The sequence below is a fragment of the Halomonas sp. HP20-15 genome (genome assembly GCF_033446685.1).
GTDB lineage: Bacteria > Pseudomonadota > Gammaproteobacteria > Pseudomonadales > Halomonadaceae > Modicisalibacter.
Genome location: NZ_JAWQLY010000009.1, coordinates 21,330 through 43,489 on the forward strand (window position 1 = coordinate 21,330; position 22,160 = coordinate 43,489).

The window sequence follows — 22,160 nt, forward strand, 5'->3', positions numbered from 1 at the left end:
AAGGCTATACGCCTAGAAGATCCGGCACGTCTGCAGGAGTTGGCTGACCGGCTCGAGCTGGCTTTCGTGGAGGATCAGCAGGGTCGTGGCCTGCGGCTCGTCCTCGGCGGGCGTGACGATGGCGAACTCGCCCTCTTCGAGATGGAACTCGTGGACTTCGTACAGGCCGCGCGCCGCCAGGCAGCGGATCGAGCGGTAGGCGTCGTCTTCGCCGTAGGTAAGGCGGTGATAGATCTTGAAGAAGGTGTAGAGAAACAGCCCCTGCTCGAACGTGGGCCAGCGCGCCGGGGTATTGCGGGTCAGGTCGTCTATCGACTGGCCGGCCTGCTCGGCCTGGGCAATGGCATCGTCCAGCGGCCTTTCGAGCAGCGAGCGGTCGTCGCTGGGCAGCGCCTGGCCGTCGCTTCGCGCCTGGCGGTAACGAGCCTCGACGTGGCGCAGGTCGGCGAGGCGGCGCAGGGCATGGTCGCTATGATTGAGCTCGCCGAGCTGGAAGTTGCCGTTTTCCCAACCGTGGATCACCCGAGCTTTCAGTACGTCCGCGGCCACCGGGCGGTCGAGCAGGGCATGCAGAGCGACCGGCAGGTTGTCCCAGCGTGCATGGACGTGATTGCCGAACGCCTGATAGGGGTCGGTGAAGAGCGCATGCAGCCGGCCGGGGGCATGCTCGTTGGCTTCGTGGTAAGGCATGGCGCTAGGACCCTATGTCTGCGTTATTCTTCGTTGTTGTGTCGTCGTTTCAGACCATTGATTGCTACATTGACCAGGCGATTCCCGCAGCATCGCCAAGCCGGGTGCCTTGTCCGGCAAAGCCGATGCGTCGACAATTTGCCATAACTTGGGTTATCGGCGCTATGCCGTTAACCTTTAATCGACATACCTACACTCATTCACTGTCGCCAGGGGAGTCCTGCCCAATGGGCGGGCTGAGAGTGCGGCTTTCACAAAGCGCTGACCCTGGAACCTGATCCGGTTAATGCCGGCGGAGGAAGTGCGACATGCTATACGCGACCCTGGCCGCGCTCGGTGCGGCGTTGCTGTTGTTTGCCATTCTCGGCCTGCGCGCGATCCGCGCGGGCGATCCGCTCGACGATTACATGACCGCGCGCAACTCGCAGCCGGCCACCACGCTGGGGCTGTCGTTCCTGGCCTCGGGGATGGGCGCGTGGATTCTCTTTGCCCCGCCGGAAGTGGGGGCCTTCGTCGGCCCGGTGGCGCTGGCCGGCTACGCCATCGGCTCGGCGTTGCCATTCATCGTGCTGGCACTTTGCGGTCCGGCGATCCGCCGCCGCCTGCCCGAGGGGCGCAGCATCGGCGAGTTCGCCGCGGCGCGCTTCGGTACCGGCGTGCGCCGCTACGTGGCGCTGATCTCGATACTCTATATGGCCTGCTTCCTGGCCGCCGAGCTGAGCGCCATCGGCGGAATCACCGAGTTGCTCTCGCCGTTGTCGGGCAGCGTGGCGATCGTCGCCGTGGCGGTGACCACGCTGGCCTACACCGCCTGGGGCGGACTGCGGGCGAGCCTGGTTACCGACCGCTGGCAGGCGTTGCTGCTGAGCGCGCTGCTGCTGGTCGTCGGCGGGGTGGCGCTGGCGCGGATGCCGGCGCTACCGGCCTCGGCCGCGCTGCCCGACATCGCCTTCGGCGATGCGCTGAGCGTGGCGGTGACGCTGGTGATCGCGGTGACCGCGGCCAACCTGTTCCACCAGGGCTACTGGCAGCGTGTCTGGGCGGCCCGCGACGCCGCCGCGCTGGGGCGCGGTGCCGTGTTGGGTGGCGTGACGACGGTGGTGGTGGTTGCCGTCATCGGTGGGCTGGGGATCCTCGCGGCGTTGAGCGGGGTTCGACTCGGCGAGCCGCCGATGCCGTTCTTCGCCCTGCTGCACGGCGCCCCGGGCTGGCTGAGCCTGCTGGCGCTGATACTGGCGGTGACGCTGGTCGCCTCGAGCGTCGATACCCTGCAGAACGGCATCGCCTCGCTGCTGGTCGGCGAGGGCGAAAGCCTCGGCCGGCGAGGGTTGTCGCTGGGCGGGGCGCGCTGGATCACCCTGGCGCTGATGGTCCCGGCGATGCTGGTGGCGCTGCAGGGCGTGTCGGTGCTGCGACTGTTCCTGGTCGCCGATCTGTTGTGTGCCACGGCGGTGGTGCCCGTGCTGTTGGGACTCTGGTCGCGGATGAGCACCACGGCGGCGGTGGCCGGCGGGCTGGCCGGGCTGGGCGGCGCGGTGTTGCCCGGCTGGGTCGCCCAGGGCAGCCTGGCGGGCGGCCTGTTGGCGACGAGCTTTCCCGGCGGCGCGCCGACGCTGGCGCCGTTTCTGGGCGCGCTGACGGCGTCGGCAGTGGTCAGCTTGGCGGTAGCCTGGGTACGGCCGGTGAGGGCGTTGTCGACCCAGTGAAGCGAGCCGCTGCGTTCGTGACCCGATCGGGTGCGAAAGCCGAATGGCGGGAGGCGGTTTGCAAGCGCGGCGCCGCGCTTTCAGACTGAGTCGGCTAGTCTGTTGTGATGCAATGTCGCAACAGACCAGCCACATGACCAGTCCAGGGAGTAGCCGTGATGAGTGATGAATCCCCCGCCGACCCGCGTCGTCGCTATTCGAGCCCGGTCGTCGACGGTCCGGGCAAGTCGGCCAGCCGCGCGATGCTGCGCGCGGTGGGTTTCGGCGACGACGATTTCCGCAAGCCCCAGGTGGGCATCGCCTCCACCGGTAGCCAGGTCACGCCCTGCAACAGTCATATCGACGAACTCGCCGAGCAGTCGCGGGCTGGGGCCGACGAGGCCGGCGGCAAGGGCGTGGTGTTCAATACCATCACCATCTCGGACGGGATCGCCAACGGCACCGAGGGCATGAAGTATTCGCTGGTCTCGCGCGAGGTGATCGCCGACTCGATCGAGACGGTGGCCGGTTGCGAGGGCTTCGACGGAGTCGTGGCGATCGGCGGCTGCGACAAGAACATGCCGGGCTGCATGATCGGCCTGGCGCGCCTCGATCGGCCCAGCGTGTTCGTCTACGGCGGGACCATCCTGCCGGGCGCGAACCATACCGACATCGTCTCGGTGTTCGAGGCGATGGGGGCCCACTCGCGCGGCGATATCGATCGCATCGAGCTCAAGCAGATCGAGGAGACGGCGATTCCCGGGCCGGGCGCCTGCGGCGGCATGTACACCGCCAACACCATGGCCTCGGCGATCGAGGCGCTGGGCATGAGCCTGCCCAATTCCTCGGCGCAGAACGCCGTCTCCGATACCAAGCGCGACGACAGCCGCGCCGCCGGAGCGGCGGTGCTCGCGCTGCTCGAGCGTGATATCAAGCCCAGCGACATCATGACCCGCGAGGCGTTCGAGAACGCCATCACCGTGGTCATTGCACTGGGCGGCTCGACCAATGCGGTACTGCATCTGCTGGCCATGGCCAGTGCCATCGGAGTCGAGCTCGAGGTGGACGATTTCACGCGGATCGGCCAGCGCGTGCCGGTACTCGCCGACCTGCGGCCCAGCGGCCACTACATGATGAGCGAGCTGGTGGCGATCGGCGGCATCCAGCCGTTGATGAAGACGCTGCTCGAGGCCGGCTTGCTGCACGGCGAATGCCTGACGGTGACCGGTCGCACGCTGGCCGAGAACCTGGCCGAGGTCGCGCCGTACCCGGAGGATCAGCGGATCATCGCGGCGCTCGATGCGCCGATCAAGGCGCAGAGCCATCTGCGCATCCTGCATGGCAACCTGGCGCCGGAGGGGGCGGTGGCCAAGATCACCGGCAAGGAGGGCACGCGCTTCACCGGCCGCGCGCGGGTGTTCGGTTCCGAGGAGGAGGCCCAGGCCCGCATCAACGACGGCACCGTGATCGCCGGCGACGTGGTGGTGATCCGCTACGAGGGGCCGCGCGGCGGGCCGGGCATGCGCGAGATGCTGACCCCGACCTCGGCGATCATGGGTCGCGGGCTGGGCGATCAGGTGGCCTTGATCACCGATGGACGCTTTTCCGGCGGCAGCCACGGTTTCGTGGTCGGCCATGTCTCGCCGGAGGCGTTCAACGGCGGGCCCATCGCACTCATCGAGGATGGCGACGAGATCACCATCGATGCCGAGGCCGACATCATCAACGTCGCGCTCAGTCACGACGAGTTCGAACTGCGCCGGGCGGCCTGGCGTCAGCCCGAGCCGCGTTATCGGCGCGGGGTGCTGGCCAAGTATGCGCGCACCGTGAGTTCGGCCTCGCGAGGGGCGGTGACGGACCTGCCGGAGTAGACGATGGCCGCGGGCGAGGTGCCGACGCTGACGATCGGCTCGGCGCTGGGCGTGATCGCCGACACCCACGGTCAGCTGCGTCCGGAGGCGCTGACGCTGCTGGCCGACTGCGAGGCGATCGTGCACCTCGGCGATGTCGGCGACGAGGCGATCCTCGAGCGCCTGGCGGCGATCGCGCCGTTGTACGTCGTGCGCGGCAACATCGATACCCAGCCGTGGGCCGAACGGCTACCTCAAACCCAGGATCTCGTCGTCAACGGCCGCCGCCTGCATCTGGTTCACGACATCGCCGACTTCGACACCGCCACGACCTGCGAAGCCGTGCTGCATGGCCATTCCCACAAGCCGCGCAACGAATGGCGCGACGGTCGGCTGCTGTTCAACCCCGGCGGCGCCGGACGGCGTCGCTTTCGGCTACCCATCACGCTCGGCAAGCTATGGTTGGACGAGCGAGGGCTGCGCGGCGCGATCATCCATCTGCCGCTCTGAGTGCGAGGCCAAGCGTTCGAGGTCGAGCTGTAGCAAGCTGGCGATGGCGCTAGGGTGGCGTAGTCCTGACCGTGGCTACGCTCGGGGCGGGCTCGCTATCGTCGACGACGCTTTCCACGCGATCGCGGATCGCCTGGAGATCGTCGGCGGAAAAATGCTCCAGCCGACCGGCGAGCAGGTCGCTGATGCGTTGAGTGGGGATACCGGCGCGCCGGGCGATTTCACGGTTACCGAGTTCAGAAAGGGCGATGCGGCGAGTGACTACGCGCATCAGCCGGGTGCGATGCTCCATATCTCGAACATCGAAGTCCCGGTTGGGATGGCACTGCGCACGTGAGGCACAGTTGCCGGTTTGTCGTACCGCGTCCATGAGGCTCCAGAAGTGACAATCGGACCCCTCAAGCATGCGCAATTTTTGCCCGCGCGACCAGTGTAAATTCGAGGTTTTTTGCGGGCTTTTTTTGCGCTCTCGGTCGGCGCCGTCGCCATGCGTCAATTCTCGTCGCGTGGCGGCGTGGGACGCACCAGAATCTCGTTGACGTCGACGTGCTGGGGCTGGCCGATGGCATACATCACCGCATTGGCGATGTCGCGATCGGCCAGGGCCTGCTCGGGGGCCTGGTCGAAGAACGGTGTGTCGACCATGCCGGGCTCGATCAGCGTGACGCGGATGCCGGTGCCGCGCAGCTCCTCGCGCAGGTTGTACCCGATGCCCGTCACCGCCCACTTGCTGGCGCTGTACATCGAACCGGGGATCGTCGTCCGGCCCGCGGCGGAGCCGGTCAACAGGATATGACCCTGGCTGCGGCGCAGTGCCGGCAGGGTCGCCTGGATGGTCAGCCCGACGCCGTAGACGTTGGTCATCAGCATCTGCCGCCAAGCGTGATGGTCGGCCTCGCTGAAGCCCCCGGGCGAGCCGCCGACACCGGCGTTGGCGAAGACCGCGTCGATGCGCCCGAAGCGCTCCATGGCCTGATCGACCATCGCCTGCTGATCCTCCATCGAGGTGACGTCGCACTCGACGGCAAGCACTTTTTCGGCGCCGAATTCATGCTCCAGCGTCTTGAGCTTGTCGAGCGAACGGGCCGCGAGTACCAGTTGGTAATTCTCGCGATGGGCGGCGCGAGCGGTAGCGGCGCCGATGCCGCTCGAGGCGCCGGTAATCAGTAGTACGCGATCGTTCATCATGACCTCCATGCCAAGCCGTCGATTCTTAGCATGGTAAGACATGCCGACTTATGCAATGTCAGGCATGAGGCTGGCATCGTTAATGACGATGCAGACTACCGAACTGCCCCATGGCAGCAGGTGACGTGGCAAGAAAACGGCAAGAGGCGGGGTAAGCGGACCGTTGCACGGCGCATGCTGCGCCGTGCAACGGCGGGGGCGTTATATCACCCGATCGGTACGCAGCACGCAGGCCTCGCTATCGTCGTCACGGTCTTCCTCGCCGTAACGATTGGCCCCGGAGCGCAGGTTGACGCTCAGGTTGTTGTGCGACTCCTCGGTTTCGGGCGGCAGCAGATGCTTGACCGCGTCCTTTTCCTCGAGCAGTTCCTTCTCGGTGGCGTCGAGACGCTTCTGGGCGGCGTCATCGATGGGCAGGCCCTGGACGATCTGGTAGCGACCGTAGCGGCAGCGCACCGGGAACGAGAACACGATGCCCTTGGTGATGCCGTAGCTGCCGTCGGACACGATGCACATGCTGACGAAATCGCCCTCGGGCGTGCCCATGTACCAGTCGCGCATATGATCGATGGCGCCCTGGGCGGCCGAGGCGGCGCTGGATTGGCCGCGCGCGTCGATGATCTCCGCACCGCGCTTCTGGACGCGGGGAATGAAGGTGCTGTCGACCCAGTCGTGATCGAGTCCGGGCCAGATCGGCTCGCCCATCGCCTCGGCATTGCGCACGTCGGGGAACTGGCTGGCGCTGTGGTTACCCCAGACGGCGACCTTGCGGATATCGGCGGTATTGAAGCCGGTACGGTTGGCGATCATGCCCTTGGCGCGGTTGTGGTCGAGCCGGCTCATTGCGGTGAACTGCGACGGCGACAGGTCGGGGGCGTTGCGGCTGGCGATCAGCGCATTGGTATTGGCCGGGTTGCCGACCACCAGCACCTTGACGTCGGGGTTGGCATGATCGTTGAGCGCACGCCCCTGACGGCTGAATATCTCGGCATTGGCGGCCAGCAGATCGGCACGCTCCATGCCGGGGCCACGCGGCTTGGCGCCGATCAGAAAGGCGAAATGCACATTGCGAAAGCCGTCTTCCGGGTTGTCGTGCAGACGGACGGCATGCAACAGCGGGAAGGCGCAATCCTCGAGTTCCATGGCCAGACCGCGCAGTGCCTCCATGGCTTCGCTGCGCTCGATCAGTTGCAGGATGATGGGCTGATCGGTGCCGAAGACCTCGCCAGCGGCAAGACGAAAGAGTAACGAATTGCTGATGCTACCAGCGGCGCCGGTGACGGCAATACGGAAGGGGCGTTTCATCATTTGTTTCCCAAGGCTCGTTGGATGGAGGCGCTAGCCACGCGGCATCGTCATCTGGCCCGATCGGAGCCGATGGCTGCGCGATGAATAACGGGCGTCGGGCTCTGCGGAACCCAACGTACAGGCTAGCATAGAGGGCTGGAGAAATTTCAGCGACCCCCACCATCGTGGCACAGGCTGGGTCTCGTCACATAGGGAAAGGCCCGTCTCAGATAGCGGTCGGCGCTTGCGGTATCCGCATGATCGAGCAGCGCCGAGGGATGCTGGTCGAGGACGTGCGGAGCATGGCGGCGCAGCCAGCCGAAGGTGATCGGCGTGATGATGACGGTGCTGGAGGGCGTCCTGCCCGGCTCCATGACGTCGGCAATCAGTAGCCGGCAGTCGTGGCGGATGGTGCGCAGTGAGAGAATCTCGTCCTGGGGCCTGTCGAGGTTGAGCACATTGACTATCGCCAGGGTCAGTGCCGGCGCCAAGCCGCCCCGGGCCACCACTCGTTTCAGATAGACCGGCGAAAAATAGCTGTCGGCTCCATCGTCGGCGCTGACGCATTGCCAAGCGTACCAGTGACAGGAATATAACGGTAATTGAGCGCTGGACGGCTGCACTGTAACCCTCACGAATCCATGTGAGCGAATGGACAGCTAGTATGAAGAGGAGGCGCTGGCGCGCTCAATACGAATCTTCTGCCACCTATACGCGGCATGATGGGTTGGTTATTTTAGCTGAGCGGCGTTTGTTCGGGACAGAAAAATGTTCGAATGCCGCCTGAAACCCTTAAGGTGAAAGACTGATGAGACGGTGACGGATCGCGGGGTGCGGATTTATCCCGGCGATGACTAACGGGGCAGGGCCATATAAAGGGGCGGCGTATTGAAAGCCTCAACGAAGATTGCGCGGGGAAGTGCTGACAGCGAGACACCGCATCGGTTACGGATACGCAGCGAACAGGTGCGCATCCTCTACGATGGGTTGTGGCTACCGATGGTGTCGGCCGTATTGGTCGCGGGGCTGCTGGTCGCCTCGCTGTGGTCGGTCGTCGATCAGCGCCTGATGCTGAGCTGGACGGCGGCGGTGGCGTTGGTCACGCTCGCCCGGCTGGGGCTGGCCTGGTGTTTTCAGCGCAAGGCCCCGCCTGCCGAGGCGGCGCGGCGCTGGATGATCGGCTATGCGATCGGCTCGACCGCTTCGGGGCTGTTGTGGGGCGCTTGCGGGCTATGGCTGTTTCCGGTCTCGGATTCCCAGCACCAGGTGATCCTGGTCATGGCGCTGGCCGGCATCGCCTCGGGCGGGGCGGTCACCATGGCGCCGGTGTGGTCGGTCGCGGCGGCCTTCCTGATTCCCACGCTGTTGCCCTTGAGCCTGCACTACCTATGGTTGGGCGGCTCGGTGTCGCTGGTCGTGGCGGCGATGGTCGGGCTGTTCCTGATCTTCACGCTGGTCGTCAGTCTTCGCTGGAATCGAATCCTGCGCGACAACTTCCATCTCCAGGCCGAGGGCGAGGCGCGTGAGCATGCGCTGCGCGAGAGCGAAAGCCGCTACCACACCATCTTCCAGGCCTCGCCGCTGGGCATGCTGCATTTCGACGCCCGGGGCCGGGTCACCGACTGCAACGACAAGTTGCTCCAGATCACCGGTGAGGCACGGGAGCATTTTCTGGGTTTCGACATGCTGGAATCCGTGCAGAGTTCCCGCGTCAAGCGGGCCGTGCAACGCGCGTTGAGTCAAGGCGAAGGCTACTTCGAGGGCGACTACAGCATGCTGGCGGCGTCGGGGCCGGCGCTGCCGGTGCGGATCCTGTTCAGTGGCGTGCGCGACAGCCAAGGCGATATCGTCGCCGGCGTCGCGGTCGTCGAAGACCTGACCGAACGGCGCCAAGCAGAGGAGACCATCCACCGTCAGGCCTATTACGACGCACTGACCGGGTTGCCCAATCGGCGTCTGCTCAGCGAGCGCCTGGCGCAGATCATGGCCGACACCTTTCATCACGGCGAGTACGGCGCGGTGCTGTTCATCGACCTGGACCGCTTCAAGGAGGTCAACGAGTCACTCGGCCACTCGGTCGGCGACCGGTTGCTCAACGCCACGGCACGTCGCTTGACCGAACTGCTGCGTGACGGCGACATCGCCGCGCGGGTCAACAGCGACGAGTTCGTCGTGGTGGTCGCACGCATCAAGGGCAATCGCCAGCAGGTGATCGACCGGGTCAATAGTGTCGCCGAGCGTGTCATGAGCGCACTTTCGGAGCCCTACCATCTCAGCGATCGGCCGCTGATGGTGACCCCGAGTATCGGTTTCGCGCTGTTCAGTGAGGAGGAGAGTAGCGCGACCGAACTGCTCAAGCAGGCCGAGACGGCGATGTTCCAGGCCAAGACGGAGGGACGCGCTAAGGCCTGTGGCTACTTGCCGAGCATGCAGACCGCGGCCGTATGGCGGTTGACCCTTGAGCAGGACCTGCGTCAGGCGCTCGAAGCCGATCAGTTGCAGTTGCACTTCCAGCCCCAGGTCGACGGCGATGGACGGATCGTTGGCGCCGAGGCGTTGTTGCGCTGGTCGCACCCGGAGCGCGGCATGATCCCGCCGTTCGAGTTCATCCCGGTGGCCGAGGAGAGCGGGTTGATCCTCGATATCGGCCAGCGCGTGCTCGACCAGGCCTGCGAGACGCTCATGCGGCTCGACGCACGGCAGCTCCCGCGGCTGTCGATCAACATCAGTCCGCGTCAGTTCGGCCAGCCTGATTTCGCCGCCACGATCGAGCGCTGCATCGAGCGCTCGGGTATCGACCCGTGGCGCCTGCAGCTCGAGATCACCGAAGGGGTAATGATCGACAACCTGATCGAGACGGTCGAGACGATGCGCGATCTCAAGCGCATCGGCGTGAGCCTGGCGATCGACGATTTCGGGGTCGGTTACTCGTCACTGGCTTACCTGAAGCGCTTGCCACTGGACGAGCTCAAGATCGATCGCAGCTTCATCCAGGAACTCGAGAACTCCAACGACGAGGCGATCGTCCAGACGATCATCACCATCGCCCGGAATCTGCGCCTGGAAGTCGTCGCCGAGGGCGTCGAGACCGCCTCGCAACGCGACTTCCTGCTTCGCAACGGCTGTCATATCTTCCAGGGCTACTGGTTCTTTCGCCCGCTGCCGTTCGATGCCCTGGTCGCGGCGATCAGTGACTGCTCGAGCACGGCATGAGAGGGGGCAATAAGCGATGAGCGGCTAGCCGTGTCGAGGTTTCAGCCGATCACGCCGCGCCGAACAGCAGCCAGGCGGCGATCGCCGCAAAATGCCCCGGATACCAGCCCAGCCATAGCCAGCGCGGCATGCGCAGAGCCACCGCTGAAACGCGCTGAGCACCGCCGGCCGCCAGCCACAACACGCCCAGCACGGTCGCCAGGGTGAACGCCTTGGCCATCAACGAGTGATTCAGCCAGTCGGCGAGGGCCAGTACCGGCAGGCTGGCGGCGAGCGCTATCGCCCGTTCGCCCGGGTCGGTAGAAAGCCGCGCAAGCTGGCTCAGCGCCAGCATGAAGCCGGGCACCAGCGCCAACCCGGCGTGGCCGTATTCCAGCCAGGGACCGAGCAGTAGCCAGAGTCCCGGCGAGAGCAGCAGCAAGCCCAGGCCCAACGCCGCGTGACGGACGTTCGAGCGCGCCGCTTCGCTCCCGAGCAGCGTGCGCAGCCCGCTCGCCCAGGCCAGGCTCAGCCCCAGCGTGAAGCAGACGTTCAGTTGGAAGGCGCCGCGCGGCATGACCAGGTAGGGCAGCTGTGCGGCCAGCCCGATCACCAGGATGCGTCGCGCATAGCGCTGCGCATCGCGGGTATCGAACAGTGCATGCCAGGCGACCATCGCGGCGAACAGCGGAAAGGCGATCCGGCCGATCGACGAACTCGCCCAGCCCAGCTCCCAGGTCTCGGGCAGCAGGTAACGGATGGCGTGGTCGAGGCTCATGGTGATCAGAGCGATCCATTGGCCCCAGCCGGTCCAGGCCGAGGAGAGGCTTGGGAGCGGCCCTGGCGAGACGGTGCTGTCGCTGAGAATGTGAGGCATAGGCGGTTCCATGACGAACGCTCGCTCGTCACGCATGTCGCGGATGACGAAGCGGCCTACCATAGCGTCGTTGGCCGATCGGCTCCAGTCGCGGCCTGGCCAGCGTTGAGCGACGGCATTTGCCGGCCTGCGGCGAATGCCGCATCGTCGCCGAGGTGACCGTTGGCAAGATCCTTGGCGGAGGCTTTGGATAGTGCGACGCCATAATCGGCCTGGCAAACGAGGTGGCGATATGCGTGGGGCGTTCGGCTTCGATCTTCGGAGCATGGAAATCTTCGTCGAGACCTTGGAGCGCGGTAGCCAGACGGCGGCGGCGCTGCACCTGGGGCTCAAGCAATCGTCGGTGTCGCAGAGCCTGGCCAATCTCGAGGAAACGCTGGGGGTGTCGCTGTTCCTGCGTCACGCCCGGCCGCTGGAACCGACCGCCGCGGGGCGTTTCTTCTACGATCGCGCCCAGCGCATGCTCAACGAGGCCCGCGCGACGCGTCGCGAGCTGCGCAGCGGCGCCTTCCAGCAGCTCCATCAGGTGCGCATCGCGCTGGTCGACTCGCTGGCCACCGCGGTCGGCCAGCCGTTGATCGAGGCGATCAAGCGCCACACCCGCGATTACACGCTGACCACCGGGCTTTCGCACATGCACGGCCATGCGCTGCTGACCCGCCACGTCGATATCATCGTCTCCGACGACCGGCTCGAGAACTACGACGGGCTCGAGCGCCACTCGCTGCTCGATGAACCCTTCGTGCTGGTGCTGCCGCGACACTGGCATGGCGGCCACGACAACCTGCGCTGGCTGGCCCGACAATTGGATTTCGTGCGCTACACCCCGCAGTCGCTGATCGGCCAGGCCATCGAGCGCCATCTGCGTCTCAACCAGCTGGAATTGCCCGCCCGGCTGCATCTCGACAATACCTTCGCCTTGCTGCGCATGGTCGACGCCGGCGTCGGCTGGACGATCACCACGCCACTGTGCCTGTGCCAGGCGGGACTCGATCGTCTCGACGTGCAGGTGGTCGAGCTGCCCATTGCCCCGCTGCGTCGGGAATTGACGCTGGTCGCGCGGCGCGACGAGCTCGGCGACCTGCCTGCGCAGCTGGCGCGCGACAGCCGCGGGTTGCTGAAAACGCGCTACACCGGCGAGCTCCGGCGTCACCTGCCGTGGTTGGTCGAACGGATCGACGTTCGTTGAGGGTTGCGTGCTGCGTTGCGGTGCAGTATCGATTTTTTCGATAGCTATCCGGTGGCCGCCACCGATGCTAGTTGCCGCGCCGGGGTGAGTCTGCCCAGACTCCAGTGAGCCGCGAACGTTGCCGCGGTAGTCGCGTATGCGCGTGGCGAGTCGCTCGCCCGCGCCACCGGTTCAGCTGGAAGGGCACAACAATGACGACAAATACCAGCAAGGAAACGAGCAGCATCCACTACCGGCACGAAGATGCCGCCTATTTCGAGAAGCGCGGGCTGCGACGCCACGCCGGGCCCTGGTCGCTCTGGGCGCTGGGCGTCGGCGCGGTGATCTCCGGGCACTACTCCGGCTGGAACCTGGGGCTCGCCTCGGGCGGCTGGGGCGGCATGCTGATCGCCACCGTGCTGATCGCGGTGATGTACCTGGGCCTGACCTTCTGCATCGCCGAAATGTCGCCGGCGCTGCCACACACCGGGGCCGCCTACTCCTTCGCCCGTTCGTCGATGGGGCCGTGGGGCGGCTTCATAACCGGGCTGTGCGAGAACGTCGAGTACATCCTCACCCCCGCGGTGATCGTGTTCTTCATCGGCTCCTACCTGACCGGGATATTCGAGACCGGAACGGCCTTCCAGCCGGTGTGGTGGGTGCTCGGCTACATTCTCTTCGTGGGCTTGAACATCGTCGGCGTGGAGCTTTCCTTCAAGGTCACCCTGGGCGTGACGCTACTCGCCCTGGCGGTACTGCTGGTGTTCTGGTTCAGCGCCTTCCCGCATATCGACTTCTCGGCCTGGGCGCTCAACATCGGCGAGGGCGGCGTGCTGCTGGAAGGCGGCAACGGTCCCTTCCTGCCGATGGGCATAGTCGGCGCGCTGGCGGCGATGCCGTTCGCGGTATGGCTGTTCCTGGCCATCGAGCAACTGCCGCTGGCCGCCGAGGAGTCGGTCGATCCCAAGCGCGACATGCCCAAGGGCATCATCCTGGGGATCATCACGCTGATCATCTCGGCGTTCATGATCCTGTTTCTCAACCCCTCGGTCGCCGGCGTGGGTGCCTATGCGCTGGGCCAGTCGGGCGAGCCGCTGCTCGACGGCTTCAAGGCGATCTACGGGGCGGGCACCGCCAAGGTCCTGGCACTGGTGGCGATCATCGGCCTGATCTCGAGTTTCCACACCATCATCTTCGCCCAGGGCCGGCAGATCTATTCGCTGTCGCGTGCCGGTTACTTTCCGACCTTCCTGTCGGTGACCCACGGTTCGCGCAAGACCCCGCACGTGGCGATGATCGCCGGCGCCCTGGTCGGCCTGGCGATCATGCTGATCTGCTTCGTCGGCCTGGGGGCCGACCAGAGCTCGGCGGTGATCGGCGGCACCCTGTTGAACATGGCGGTATTCGGGGCGATGTGTTCCTACATCGCCCAGGCCGTCTCGTTCATCCTGCTGCGCAAGAACTACCCGGGCATGGAGCGCCCCTATCGCAGCCCGTTCGGCAATGCCGGCGCCTGGGTGACCATCGTCATCGCCGTGGTGACGATCTTCTTCCAACTTTCCGACGCCACCTATCGGATCGGCGTGGTGGGCGTGGCGGCCTGGTTCGCGGTGGGCATCGTCTACTTTGCGCTGGTCGGCCGGCATCGTCTGATACTCTCTCCCGAGGAGGAATTCGCCGTCGAGCACAGCGAACGCGCGGGCACCGCGTGAGGCAAGCGTCAATAACAACCACAACACGGCCAGCGAGGTAGTGCGATGGGCGTCAAGCAAGCCAGAGAAGTGACCAGCGCCGACCAGGCCCGGCAGCTGGTCGAGTCCCGCGGGCTGAGTCACGTCAAGGTCGGACTGTTCGACATCGACGGCGTGATGATCGGCAAGTATATGAGCAAGAAGAAGTTCTTCGATGCGCTCGAGAACGGCTTCGCGTTCTGCGACGTCGTGCTGGGTTGGGACAGCAAGGACGCGCTCTACGACAACGTGCAGTTCACCGGCTGGCACACCGGCTACCCCGACGCGCCGCTGCGCATCGTCCCGGAAAGCTGTCGCGACATCCCCTTCGAAGGCGACATGCTGCTGTTTCTCGCCGAGTTCGCCGGACCGGCGCGGGAGATCTGCCCGCGCGGCCTGCTCGAGCGGGTATTGGCGCGCGCCGAGGGGCTGGGCTTCGAGGTGTTCGGCTCGCTGGAATACGAGTTCTTCATGTTCCAGGAAACCCCCGAATCGATCCGCGACAAGGGCTTTCGCAACCTCAAGCCGCTGACGCCCGACATGATGGGGTACTCGATGCTCAGAAGCTCGGTGCACGGCGAGCTCTACCATGAACTGCTGGCGCTGTCGGAGACCATGGACTTTCCCATCGAAGGGCTGCATACCGAGACCGGCCCCGGCGTGCTGGAGGCGGCGATCGGCGTCGACGCCGCGCTCGCCGCCGGCGACAAGGGCGCGCTGTTCAAGACCTTCGTCAAGGTCTGGGCCCAGCGGCGCGGTTTGATGGCGACCTTCATGGCCAAGTGGTCGCCCGACTATCCCGGTCAGAGCGGGCACATCCACCTGTCGCTGCGCGAACGCGGCACCGGCAAGTCGGCGTTCTTCGACGCCGACAAGCCCTACACGATGAGCGACGTGCAGCGCCACTTCGTCGCCGGTCAGCAGAAGCTGATGCCGGAATTGCTGGCGATGTTCTCGCCGACCATCAACAGCTATACGCGGCTGATCCCCGGCTTCTGGGCGCCCACCGAGGCGACCTGGGGGGTCGAGAACCGCACCTGCGCGCTGCGCGTCATACCGGGCAGCGACAAGTCGCAGCGGGTCGAATACCGCCTGGGCAGCGCCGACGCCAACCCCTACCTGGCGCTGGCGGCGGCGATCGGCGCGGGGCTGTACGGCATCGAGCATCAGCTCGAGCCCGACGAGCAGGTCGTCGGCAACGCCTATGCGCTGGAGCATCCCGCGCATCAGGCGCTTCCGCGCACGCTGTGGGAGGCGGCGCAGCGGCTCAAGGCCTCGGCCCCGGCGCGCGAGCTGTTCGGCGATGCCTTCGTCGAGCATTTCGCGGCGACTCGCGAGTGGGAGGAGCGCGAGTTTCGCAAGCATATTACCGATTGGGAGTTGGACCGCTATTTCGAAATCATCTGAGCTACGGGCTACGGGCTACGGGCTACGGGCTACGGGCTACGGGCTACGGGCTACGGGCTACGGGCTACGGGCAAGATTGGATGAGCTTGGGTTTCGTGGCTCGAAGCCCGAAGCTCGTGAGCTAAGGAACATTCATGGCTATACAGAAAACGATATCCCCGGTGGATGGTTCGGTCTACGTCGAGCGCGAGTTGGCCGATCCGGCGCGGGTCGAGGCGACCCTGGACCGGGCGAGTGTCGCGCAGCGGGCCTGGCGCGAGGTGCCGCTGGGCGAGCGGGCGCGCTACTGCTCGGCGATGGTCGATGCCTTCGTGGCGATGCGCGATGAGCTGGCCGAGGAGCTGACCTGGCAGATGGGCCGGCCGATCGCCGCGGCCGGCGGCGAGGTCGGCGGCTTCGAGGAGCGCGCACGGGGCATGATCGCACTCGCCGAACAGGCGCTGGCGCCGATCCGGCTCGCCGACAAGCCGGGCTTTACCCGCTACATCAGCCGCGAGCCGCTGGGCGTGGCCTTCGTCGTGGCGCCCTGGAACTTCCCCTTCATGACCGCGGTGAACGCGATCGTGCCGGCGATCATGGCCGGCAACGCGGTGATCCTCAAGCATTCCTCCCAGACTCCGCTGTGCGCCGAGCGCATCCAGCAGGCCTTCGATGTCGCCGGCCTGCCCGAGGGAGTCTTTCAGCATCTGCACCTGTCGCACGCGGCGGCCGAGGACATGATGCGCGATCCGCGCATCGACTACGTTTCGTTCACCGGCTCGGTGGCCGGCGGCGAGCGGGTCGAGTCGGCCCTGGCCGGGCGCTTCATCGCCAGCGGGCTGGAGCTGGGCGGCAAGGACCCGGCGTACATTCGCGCCGACGTCGACCTGGATGCCGCCGTCGAGGGAGTGATGGACGGCGCCTTCTTCAATTCGGGGCAGAGCTGCTGCGCCATCGAGCGCATCTACGTCGCTCAGTCCCTCTTCGAGGCCTTCGTCGAGCGCGCGGTGGCCTGGTTGCGCCAACTCAAGCTCGGCAACCCCAGCGATCCGGCGACCACCCTGGGCCCGCTGGTGCGTCCCGAGGCGGCGGACTTCGTACGCAATCAGATCGAGGAGGCCGTCGCCGCGGGCGCCCGGGCGTGGATCGACCCCGGCGAATACCCGCTGTCGGCGCCCGGCAGCGCTTACCTGGCACCGCAGTTGCTGACCGGGGTCGACCATTCGATGCGGGTGATGACCGAGGAAAGCTTCGGGCCGGTGGTCGGCGTGATGGCGGTGGCTTCGGACGACGAGGCCGTGGCATTGATGAACGACAGCCCGTTCGGGTTGACCGCGGCGGTATTCACCCGTGACCTTGCCGCGGGCGAAACGCTCGCCCGGCGGCTGGAAGCCGGCACGGTGTTCACCAACCGCTGCGACTATCTCGATCCCGAGCTGGCCTGGACCGGCGTCAAGCAGTCCGGGCGCGGTTGCTCGCTGTCGAGGATCGGTTACGAGAGCTTGACCCGGCCCAAGTCGTTCCATCTCAAGCATGCTTAAAGCCGTAAGCCGTAAGCCGTAAGCCGTAAGCCGATTTTACTTAAAGCTTACAGCTTCGAGCTGACGGCTCTAGCGAAACGAGGTCACCATGAGCCGTAAAGACATGAGCGCATTTACCACCACCTGGAGTTATCCCACCGAGATACGCACGGGCATCGGCCGGATACGCGAGTTGCCCGAGGCGTGCCGGACACTGGGCATGCGTGCGCCCCTGCTGGTCACCGATCCCGGCCTGGCCAGGCTGCCGATGGTCGAGGCGGCGCTCGCCGGCTGTCGCGAGGCGGGGCTCGACTGCGGGCTGTTCAGTGCCGTCAAGGGCAACCCCACCGGCACCAACGTGACCGATGGCGTGGCCGCCTTTCGCGACGGCGGTCACGACGGAGTGATCGCCTTCGGCGGCGGTTCGGGGTTGGACGCCGCCAAGGCGGTGGCGCTGATGGCCAAGCAGCCCGATGGCCTGTCGATCTGGTCGCTGGAGGATATCGGCGATAACTGGAAGCACGCCGACGGCGCGGCGATCGTGCCGATCGTCGCCGTGCCCACCACCGCCGGCACCGGCTCCGAGGTCGGTCGGGCTTCGGTGATCACCGACGAGCAGGCGCGGGTCAAGCGGATCATCTTCCATCCCAACATGATGCCGTCGACGGTGATTCTCGACCCCGAGCTCTGCATCGGCCTGCCGCCGGCGATCACCGCCGCGACCGGCATGGATGCGCTGTCGCACTGCCTGGAGGCGTGGTGCGCGCCCAACTATCATCCGCTGGCCGAGGGCATCGCCGTGGAGGGCATGCGCCGTATCCGCGACTTTCTGCCCTCAGCCTATCGCGACGGCCAGGATATCGAGGCCCGCCAGCAGATGCTGGTCGCCTCGATGATGGGCGCTACCGCCTTTCAGCGCGGGCTGGGCGCGATGCATGCGCTGGCCCACCCGTTGGGTGCGCTGTACGACGCCCACCACGGCACCCTCAACGCGATCCTCATGCCCTACGTGCTGCGCGCCAACGAGTGCTCGATCGGTGAGCCGATGGTGCGCCTGGGGCGCTATCTCGACCTGCGCCAGCCGGGGACCGCGGCGGTCATCGATTGGGTGCTCGAGCTGCGCGAGCGACTCGGTATCCCGCATACCCTGGCCGAGCTGCACATCGACCTGGCCCAGGCCGAGACGGTGGGGCGCATGGCGGCGGTCGACCCATCGGCCGGCTCGAACCCCATCGCCTTCGACGCCGAACAGTACCAGGCGCTGTTTTGCAACGCCGTCGAGGGTCGTTTGTAGCCAATCTGGTTGGGTAGAATACGGCGCGTCCAAACCCCTTGAAGGAGACAATGCCCATGCGAATCGGCCTGCTGCAGTGCGACGACGTCGACGAGAAACTGCAGCCCCGCCACGGCAACTACCCGGAGATGTTCGAGCGGCTGTTCACCAGTGTCGATCCGACCCTCGAGTTCCAGGTGTGGCGTTGCCTGGACGGCGAGATTCCCGGCGATGTCGATGCCGTGGATGCCTGGCTGACCACCGGTTCCAAGTACGGGGCCAACGATGGCGACGCGTGGATCGAATCGTTGTGCGGCTTCGTGCGTGAGCTGTGGGCGGCCGGGAAGCCGTTGGTGGGGATCTGCTTCGGTCACCAGGTGATCGCCAAGGCGCTGGGTGGCGAGGTGGTCAAGAGCGAGCGCGGCTGGGGCGTGGGCATGTCGTTCAACCGGATCACCGAGTGTGCCGACTGGATGGACCCCTGGCAGGAGGGGCTCGATCTGGTGGTCAGCCACCAGGATCAGGTGTCGCGGCTGCCCGAGGGTGCCACGGTGCTTGCCGCCAGCGACTTCTGCCCGATCTACGTGATGCAGGTCGGCGAGACCTTCCTCGGCGTACAGGGCCATCCGGAGTTTTCCAAGGCCTACTCTGCGGATTTGATGGAGCGTCGCCGCGGCAAGATCCCCGGCAACCGGGTCCGCGAAGGCCAGGCCTCGCTCAACGCGCCGGTCGACGACCAGTTGATGGTGCGCTGGATTCTCAACTTCATGCGCCAGGCGCTCAATCGCGCGCGCTAGCGGTATTCGGTGCCGGTCTGCGTCCCGGCAAAGCAGCTTTCCCAGGGACGACCCCGAACTCGATGGTCAGGCGTTTGTCTCAGGCTCTACACTGAAGCCGGGATGGACAATCGACAGGCCAGGGCTTGCACCAGCGAGTGCGGCAGGTGGAGGAGGGGCATCATGAAGATTGGTGAACTGGCACGACGTACCAGCTGTCAGGTCGAGACGATACGCTATTACGAGCGCGAGGGGCTGTTGCCCGAGCCGGCGCGCAGCGCCGGCAACTATCGGCTCTACGGAATGATGCACGTCGAGCGCTTGACGTTCATCCGCCATTGCCGGGCGCTGGACATGACGCTGGGCGAGATCCGCCGGTTACTGCTGCACCGCGACCATCCCGAGCGCGATTGCGCCGAGGTCAACGACCTGGTCGACGAGCACATCGGTCATGTCGAAACACGCCTCGCCCAGCTCAACAGCCTGCGTGATGCGCTGATCGAGCTGCGCGCCCGCTGTCGCGGCGACGACGAGACCGGCGCCTGCGGTATTCTCCGCGAACTCGCCCAGCCGGCCGACGAGGAAGAGACCGGCGCGCCGCCGGCGGTGGGCCATATCGGCGGCGCGCACTCGCACTGAACGCGAGGATCGATCCCTCCTGCTAGAGCCCGGGCCGGCGCCTCACAGCCAGTTCTTGTGCTTGAAATACAGGTACGGCGATACGCCGGCGACCACCATCAGACCCAGCGCGAACGGATAGCCGAATGTCCAGGTGAGTTCCGGCATATGGGTGAAGTTCATGCCGTAGATGCTGGCGACCAGGGTCGGCGGCAGGAACACCACCGCGGCGATCGAGAAGATCTTGATGATCTGGTTCTGCTGGATGTTGATGAAGCCCTGAGTGGAGTCCATCAGGAAGTTGATCTTGTCGAACAGGAAGGCGGTGTGACTCATCAGCGTCTCGACGTCGCGCATCACCTCGCGGGCGGTTTCCTGGATCTCGCTGTGGCCGCGCAGGTGGCGGATCAGGAATGATACCGAGCGCTGGGTATCCATCAGGCACAACCGAATCTTGCCGTTGCTGTCCTCGAGCTTGGCGAGCTGGTCGATGGCGTCCTCGAGGTCCGAGCCTTCCTCCTCGAGTACCAGATGGCTGACATCCTCGAGCTTGCGGTGAATGTCCTCCAGCGTGTCGGCGAGGTTTTCGACCTTCTGCTCGAAGATGGTCATCATCAGCGTCTGCGCCGAGCTGGCCTCGACCTGACCGCTGCGCGCACGTAGCCGCAGCAGCCGGAAGTCGGCGAGTTCGCAGTCGCGGAAGGTGATCAGCCGCTCCGGCTGCAGGATGAAGGCGACCGTGGTGTTGCCGTGGCGGCCCTCGCTCTGGGAGAGAAACAGCGAGTGGACGTGAATGCCGTCGGCATCGACGAAGTAGCGCGCCGAGGACTCGATCTCCTCTACGTCCTCTCCTGCGGGCAGTTCGTCGGCTAGGAAGGCGTTGAGCCGGTCGCGCTCCTCGTCGTCGGGCTCGTGGGCATCGATCCAGGTGGACTGGGCGAGGCGCCGGGCCAGCGGCTGCGTCTCTTCGGTGACTTCCTTGATGGTCTGACGGTGAAGCTCAAAGGTGCGAATCATCGATGTCCCTGATTATCCGGTGGCGTGCGCTCAGATTAGGCGTTCGCATGCGTCTAGCCAACCGTCGCGCATCGCTTGGCGCAGCCGATGTAAAAGCGAAATCCCCGCCCCGCGAACGCAGGGCACCCCAGGCAGTCTTTCGCCGCATGGCCGTTACGGTCGCGCCAGCCACGACCCGGGGTGGTGCGACAGCGCCGCGCCGACGATATAGACGAAGATGGCAATCGCGACGAGTGCCGCCACGGCGCGTATCGTCGGCGTCCTGCCGCGCTTGATCGCCAGCGTGCCGATGACGATGTAGGCCACCAGGCCGACCAGCTTGGCCGCCAGCCACGGCTGCTGCGTCGGCCAGGCGCGCAGCATGATCATCAGCGTGACGCCTGCCACCAGCAGCACCGTATCGATCAGGTGCGGCAAGGTCTTCACCCAGCGTTGCTGCAATTGCGGCGATTCGCGCACCGACCACCAGGCCCGCAGGCAAAACAGCGCCAGGCTGAGGCCGGCGGCGGTCATGTGAATCTGCTTGACGAGAAAGTAATCCACTCGATTTCCCTCGTGTTGCTGACGAAGCCTTTATTGCCGGTACGCAGCGCTTGAATTGCATACAACTTTACGACTAAAGCGCAATGCGCAGCGTATTTGACCAGCTCCTACGCTTGGATTGCATGCAATAGGTGCGAACCGTGACGACGAGACAGACGTCCTATCCTACGGCGGTGGCCCAGGTTTACGAGGCGATCAAACGTCGCATCCTCGATGGCAGCTACCAGCCCCACGACTACGTGCGCGAAACCGGCGTGGCCAGGGAGCTCGAGGTCAGTCGCACGCCCGTGCGCGAGGCGCTGCGCGAGCTGGTGTCCGAGGGCTGGCTGGAGGCGATTCCCCACCATGGCGCCCGTGTCACGGCCTGGACCGAACAGGACGCCCGGGAAGTCTTCGAGATCCGGCTGTTGCTCGAGCCGCTGGCCATTCATCGCGCCACGCAGCATATCCAGCCGGCCCAGTTGAAACACCTGCAGCAACTGGCCAAGCGCATGGAGTTGCTGGCCGAGCAGGCCAGCGAGTCGGCACGCAACGAGATCGCGGCACTCAATCACGAGTTCCATCGTGAGCTGATCCGCGCCTCGGGCAGCCAGCGGCTGGCCACGGTGCTCGACATGGTGGTGCGCACCTCGGTGACACGACGCAACCTGCAGAACTATCAACACGATCACCTGCTGCGCAGCATGCGCCATCACCGCGAGATGCTGATCGCCATCGAGGCGGGCAACGCCCAGTGGGCCGAGAACGTGATGCGTGCTCATCTGCTGGCGGCGCGCGACTTGCATCTGCACTTCGAGGATGGCGGAAGAGGCTGAGCGCCTCCCGAACGACAACCAACACGAGGGCGACA

At 65.7% G+C, this 22,160-nt stretch carries 20 protein-coding genes and 1 riboswitch; of the genes, 12 read left to right on the top strand and 8 right to left on the bottom strand.

Annotated elements, in window-relative coordinates; genetic code table 11:
• Positions 1 to 12: 12 nt before the first annotated feature.
• On the bottom strand, positions 13 to 690 hold the full coding sequence (locus R6258_RS12695) for a hypothetical protein (RefSeq protein ID WP_318450815.1): 678 nt from the start codon (positions 688 to 690) through the stop codon (positions 13 to 15).
• A 201-nt stretch (positions 691 to 891) separates the two neighbouring features.
• A riboswitch (TPP riboswitch) is annotated at positions 892 to 1,009 on the top strand.
• Between R6258_RS12695 and R6258_RS12700 the strand changes: the two genes are divergently transcribed.
• The 3 genes from R6258_RS12700 to R6258_RS12710 all read left to right on the top strand — a co-directional run bounded on the left by R6258_RS12700 (position 999) and on the right by R6258_RS12710 (position 4,735).
• Positions 999 to 2,396 (top strand): sodium:solute symporter family transporter, encoded by a 1,398-nt coding sequence (locus R6258_RS12700; RefSeq protein WP_318450817.1) that lies wholly within the window; start codon positions 999 to 1,001, stop codon positions 2,394 to 2,396. It overlaps the preceding riboswitch by 11 nt.
• Before the next feature lie 158 nt (positions 2,397 to 2,554).
• A complete protein-coding gene (gene ilvD / locus R6258_RS12705) occupies positions 2,555 to 4,246 on the top strand; it encodes a dihydroxy-acid dehydratase (RefSeq protein ID WP_318450819.1) in 1,692 nt (563 codons plus the stop codon).
• Between the two features lie 3 nt (positions 4,247 to 4,249).
• A complete protein-coding gene (locus R6258_RS12710) occupies positions 4,250 to 4,735 on the top strand; it encodes a metallophosphoesterase family protein (protein ID WP_318450821.1) in 486 nt (161 codons plus the stop codon).
• Between the two features lie 49 nt (positions 4,736 to 4,784).
• Here the strand turns inward: R6258_RS12710 and R6258_RS12715 are convergent, their stop codons facing one another.
• The 4 genes from R6258_RS12715 to R6258_RS12730 all read right to left on the bottom strand — a co-directional run bounded on the left by R6258_RS12715 (position 4,785) and on the right by R6258_RS12730 (position 7,833).
• Positions 4,785 to 5,105 carry an XRE family transcriptional regulator gene (locus R6258_RS12715; RefSeq protein ID WP_318450823.1) on the bottom strand — a complete coding sequence of 107 codons (321 nt, stop codon included), beginning with the start codon at positions 5,103 to 5,105 and terminating at the stop codon, positions 4,785 to 4,787.
• A gap of 122 nt (positions 5,106 to 5,227) precedes the next feature.
• The gene (locus R6258_RS12720; RefSeq protein ID WP_318450825.1) at positions 5,228 to 5,920 is read right to left on the bottom strand and encodes an SDR family oxidoreductase; all 693 of its coding nucleotides are present in this window, start codon (positions 5,918 to 5,920) and stop codon (positions 5,228 to 5,230) included.
• Positions 5,921 to 6,124: 204 nt separating this feature from the next.
• Positions 6,125 to 7,228: a malate dehydrogenase gene (locus tag R6258_RS12725; protein WP_318450827.1), complete on the bottom strand. Its 1,104-nt coding sequence runs from the start codon at positions 7,226 to 7,228 to the stop codon at positions 6,125 to 6,127.
• A 149-nt stretch (positions 7,229 to 7,377) separates the two neighbouring features.
• On the bottom strand, positions 7,378 to 7,833 hold the full coding sequence (locus R6258_RS12730; protein WP_318450829.1) for a hypothetical protein: 456 nt from the start codon (positions 7,831 to 7,833) through the stop codon (positions 7,378 to 7,380).
• Between the two features lie 265 nt (positions 7,834 to 8,098).
• On the opposite strand from R6258_RS12730, the gene R6258_RS12735 reads away from it, so the two are divergent.
• The gene (locus R6258_RS12735; RefSeq protein ID WP_318450832.1) at positions 8,099 to 10,423 is read left to right on the top strand and encodes a putative bifunctional diguanylate cyclase/phosphodiesterase; all 2,325 of its coding nucleotides are present in this window, start codon (positions 8,099 to 8,101) and stop codon (positions 10,421 to 10,423) included.
• A gap of 49 nt (positions 10,424 to 10,472) precedes the next feature.
• Here R6258_RS12735 and R6258_RS12740 read toward each other — a convergent pair whose 3' ends face one another.
• Positions 10,473 to 11,279: a TraX family protein gene (locus tag R6258_RS12740; RefSeq protein WP_318450834.1), complete on the bottom strand. Its 807-nt coding sequence runs from the start codon at positions 11,277 to 11,279 to the stop codon at positions 10,473 to 10,475.
• A 232-nt stretch (positions 11,280 to 11,511) separates the two neighbouring features.
• Here R6258_RS12740 and R6258_RS12745 point away from each other — a divergent pair, with 232 nt between their 5' ends.
• The 7 genes from R6258_RS12745 to cadR all read left to right on the top strand — a co-directional run bounded on the left by R6258_RS12745 (position 11,512) and on the right by cadR (position 19,771).
• Positions 11,512 to 12,468, top strand: a complete 957-nt coding sequence (locus tag R6258_RS12745; RefSeq protein ID WP_318450835.1) for a LysR family transcriptional regulator — start codon at positions 11,512 to 11,514, stop codon at positions 12,466 to 12,468.
• 191 nt (positions 12,469 to 12,659) lie between these two features.
• On the top strand, positions 12,660 to 14,159 hold the full coding sequence (locus R6258_RS12750) for an amino acid permease (protein WP_318450837.1): 1,500 nt from the start codon (positions 12,660 to 12,662) through the stop codon (positions 14,157 to 14,159).
• Between the two features lie 45 nt (positions 14,160 to 14,204).
• Entirely contained in the window at positions 14,205 to 15,584 is a 1,380-nt protein-coding gene (locus R6258_RS12755) for a glutamine synthetase (protein WP_318450839.1), read from the top strand.
• A gap of 134 nt (positions 15,585 to 15,718) precedes the next feature.
• Entirely contained in the window at positions 15,719 to 17,104 is a 1,386-nt protein-coding gene (locus tag R6258_RS12760) for an aldehyde dehydrogenase family protein (RefSeq protein ID WP_318450841.1), read from the top strand.
• Between the two features lie 88 nt (positions 17,105 to 17,192).
• Positions 17,193 to 18,377: an iron-containing alcohol dehydrogenase gene (locus R6258_RS12765; RefSeq protein ID WP_318450843.1), complete on the top strand. Its 1,185-nt coding sequence runs from the start codon at positions 17,193 to 17,195 to the stop codon at positions 18,375 to 18,377.
• A 56-nt stretch (positions 18,378 to 18,433) separates the two neighbouring features.
• Positions 18,434 to 19,153: a glutamine amidotransferase-related protein gene (locus R6258_RS12770; protein ID WP_318450845.1), complete on the top strand. Its 720-nt coding sequence runs from the start codon at positions 18,434 to 18,436 to the stop codon at positions 19,151 to 19,153.
• A 162-nt stretch (positions 19,154 to 19,315) separates the two neighbouring features.
• Entirely contained in the window at positions 19,316 to 19,771 is a 456-nt protein-coding gene (gene cadR, locus R6258_RS12775) for a Cd(II)/Pb(II)-responsive transcriptional regulator (RefSeq protein WP_318450847.1), read from the top strand.
• Positions 19,772 to 19,813: 42 nt separating this feature from the next.
• Here the strand turns inward: cadR and corA are convergent, their stop codons facing one another.
• Both corA and R6258_RS12785 read right to left on the bottom strand, forming a co-directional pair.
• On the bottom strand, positions 19,814 to 20,767 hold the full coding sequence (gene corA / locus R6258_RS12780) for a magnesium/cobalt transporter CorA (protein WP_318450849.1): 954 nt from the start codon (positions 20,765 to 20,767) through the stop codon (positions 19,814 to 19,816).
• Between the two features lie 153 nt (positions 20,768 to 20,920).
• Complete coding sequence (locus R6258_RS12785) at positions 20,921 to 21,310, bottom strand: SirB2 family protein (RefSeq protein WP_318450851.1); 390 nt, start codon at positions 21,308 to 21,310, stop codon at positions 20,921 to 20,923.
• Between the two features lie 140 nt (positions 21,311 to 21,450).
• Here R6258_RS12785 and R6258_RS12790 point away from each other — a divergent pair, with 140 nt between their 5' ends.
• Positions 21,451 to 22,125, top strand: coding sequence for a GntR family transcriptional regulator (locus R6258_RS12790; RefSeq protein ID WP_318450853.1), 675 nt, complete (start codon positions 21,451 to 21,453; stop codon positions 22,123 to 22,125).
• The last annotated feature ends 35 nt before the right edge of the window (positions 22,126 to 22,160 follow it).

Coding starts and splice junctions, on each gene's coding strand:
- R6258_RS12695 (WP_318450815.1), bottom strand. CDS start 690: ATGCCTTACCACGAAGCCAACGAGCATGCCCCCGGCCGGCTGCATGCG.
- R6258_RS12700 (WP_318450817.1), top strand. CDS start 999: ATGCTATACGCGACCCTGGCCGCGCTCGGTGCGGCGTTGCTGTTGTTT.
- ilvD (WP_318450819.1), top strand. CDS start 2,555: ATGAGTGATGAATCCCCCGCCGACCCGCGTCGTCGCTATTCGAGCCCG.
- R6258_RS12710 (WP_318450821.1), top strand. CDS start 4,250: ATGGCCGCGGGCGAGGTGCCGACGCTGACGATCGGCTCGGCGCTGGGC.
- R6258_RS12715 (WP_318450823.1), bottom strand. CDS start 5,105: ATGGACGCGGTACGACAAACCGGCAACTGTGCCTCACGTGCGCAGTGC.
- R6258_RS12720 (WP_318450825.1), bottom strand. CDS start 5,920: ATGAACGATCGCGTACTACTGATTACCGGCGCCTCGAGCGGCATCGGC.
- R6258_RS12725 (WP_318450827.1), bottom strand. CDS start 7,228: ATGAAACGCCCCTTCCGTATTGCCGTCACCGGCGCCGCTGGTAGCATC.
- R6258_RS12740 (WP_318450834.1), bottom strand. CDS start 11,279: ATGCCTCACATTCTCAGCGACAGCACCGTCTCGCCAGGGCCGCTCCCA.
- R6258_RS12745 (WP_318450835.1), top strand. CDS start 11,512: ATGCGTGGGGCGTTCGGCTTCGATCTTCGGAGCATGGAAATCTTCGTC.
- R6258_RS12750 (WP_318450837.1), top strand. CDS start 12,660: ATGACGACAAATACCAGCAAGGAAACGAGCAGCATCCACTACCGGCAC.
- R6258_RS12755 (WP_318450839.1), top strand. CDS start 14,205: ATGGGCGTCAAGCAAGCCAGAGAAGTGACCAGCGCCGACCAGGCCCGG.
- R6258_RS12760 (WP_318450841.1), top strand. CDS start 15,719: ATGGCTATACAGAAAACGATATCCCCGGTGGATGGTTCGGTCTACGTC.
- R6258_RS12765 (WP_318450843.1), top strand. CDS start 17,193: ATGAGCCGTAAAGACATGAGCGCATTTACCACCACCTGGAGTTATCCC.
- R6258_RS12770 (WP_318450845.1), top strand. CDS start 18,434: ATGCGAATCGGCCTGCTGCAGTGCGACGACGTCGACGAGAAACTGCAG.
- cadR (WP_318450847.1), top strand. CDS start 19,316: ATGAAGATTGGTGAACTGGCACGACGTACCAGCTGTCAGGTCGAGACG.
- corA (WP_318450849.1), bottom strand. CDS start 20,767: ATGATTCGCACCTTTGAGCTTCACCGTCAGACCATCAAGGAAGTCACC.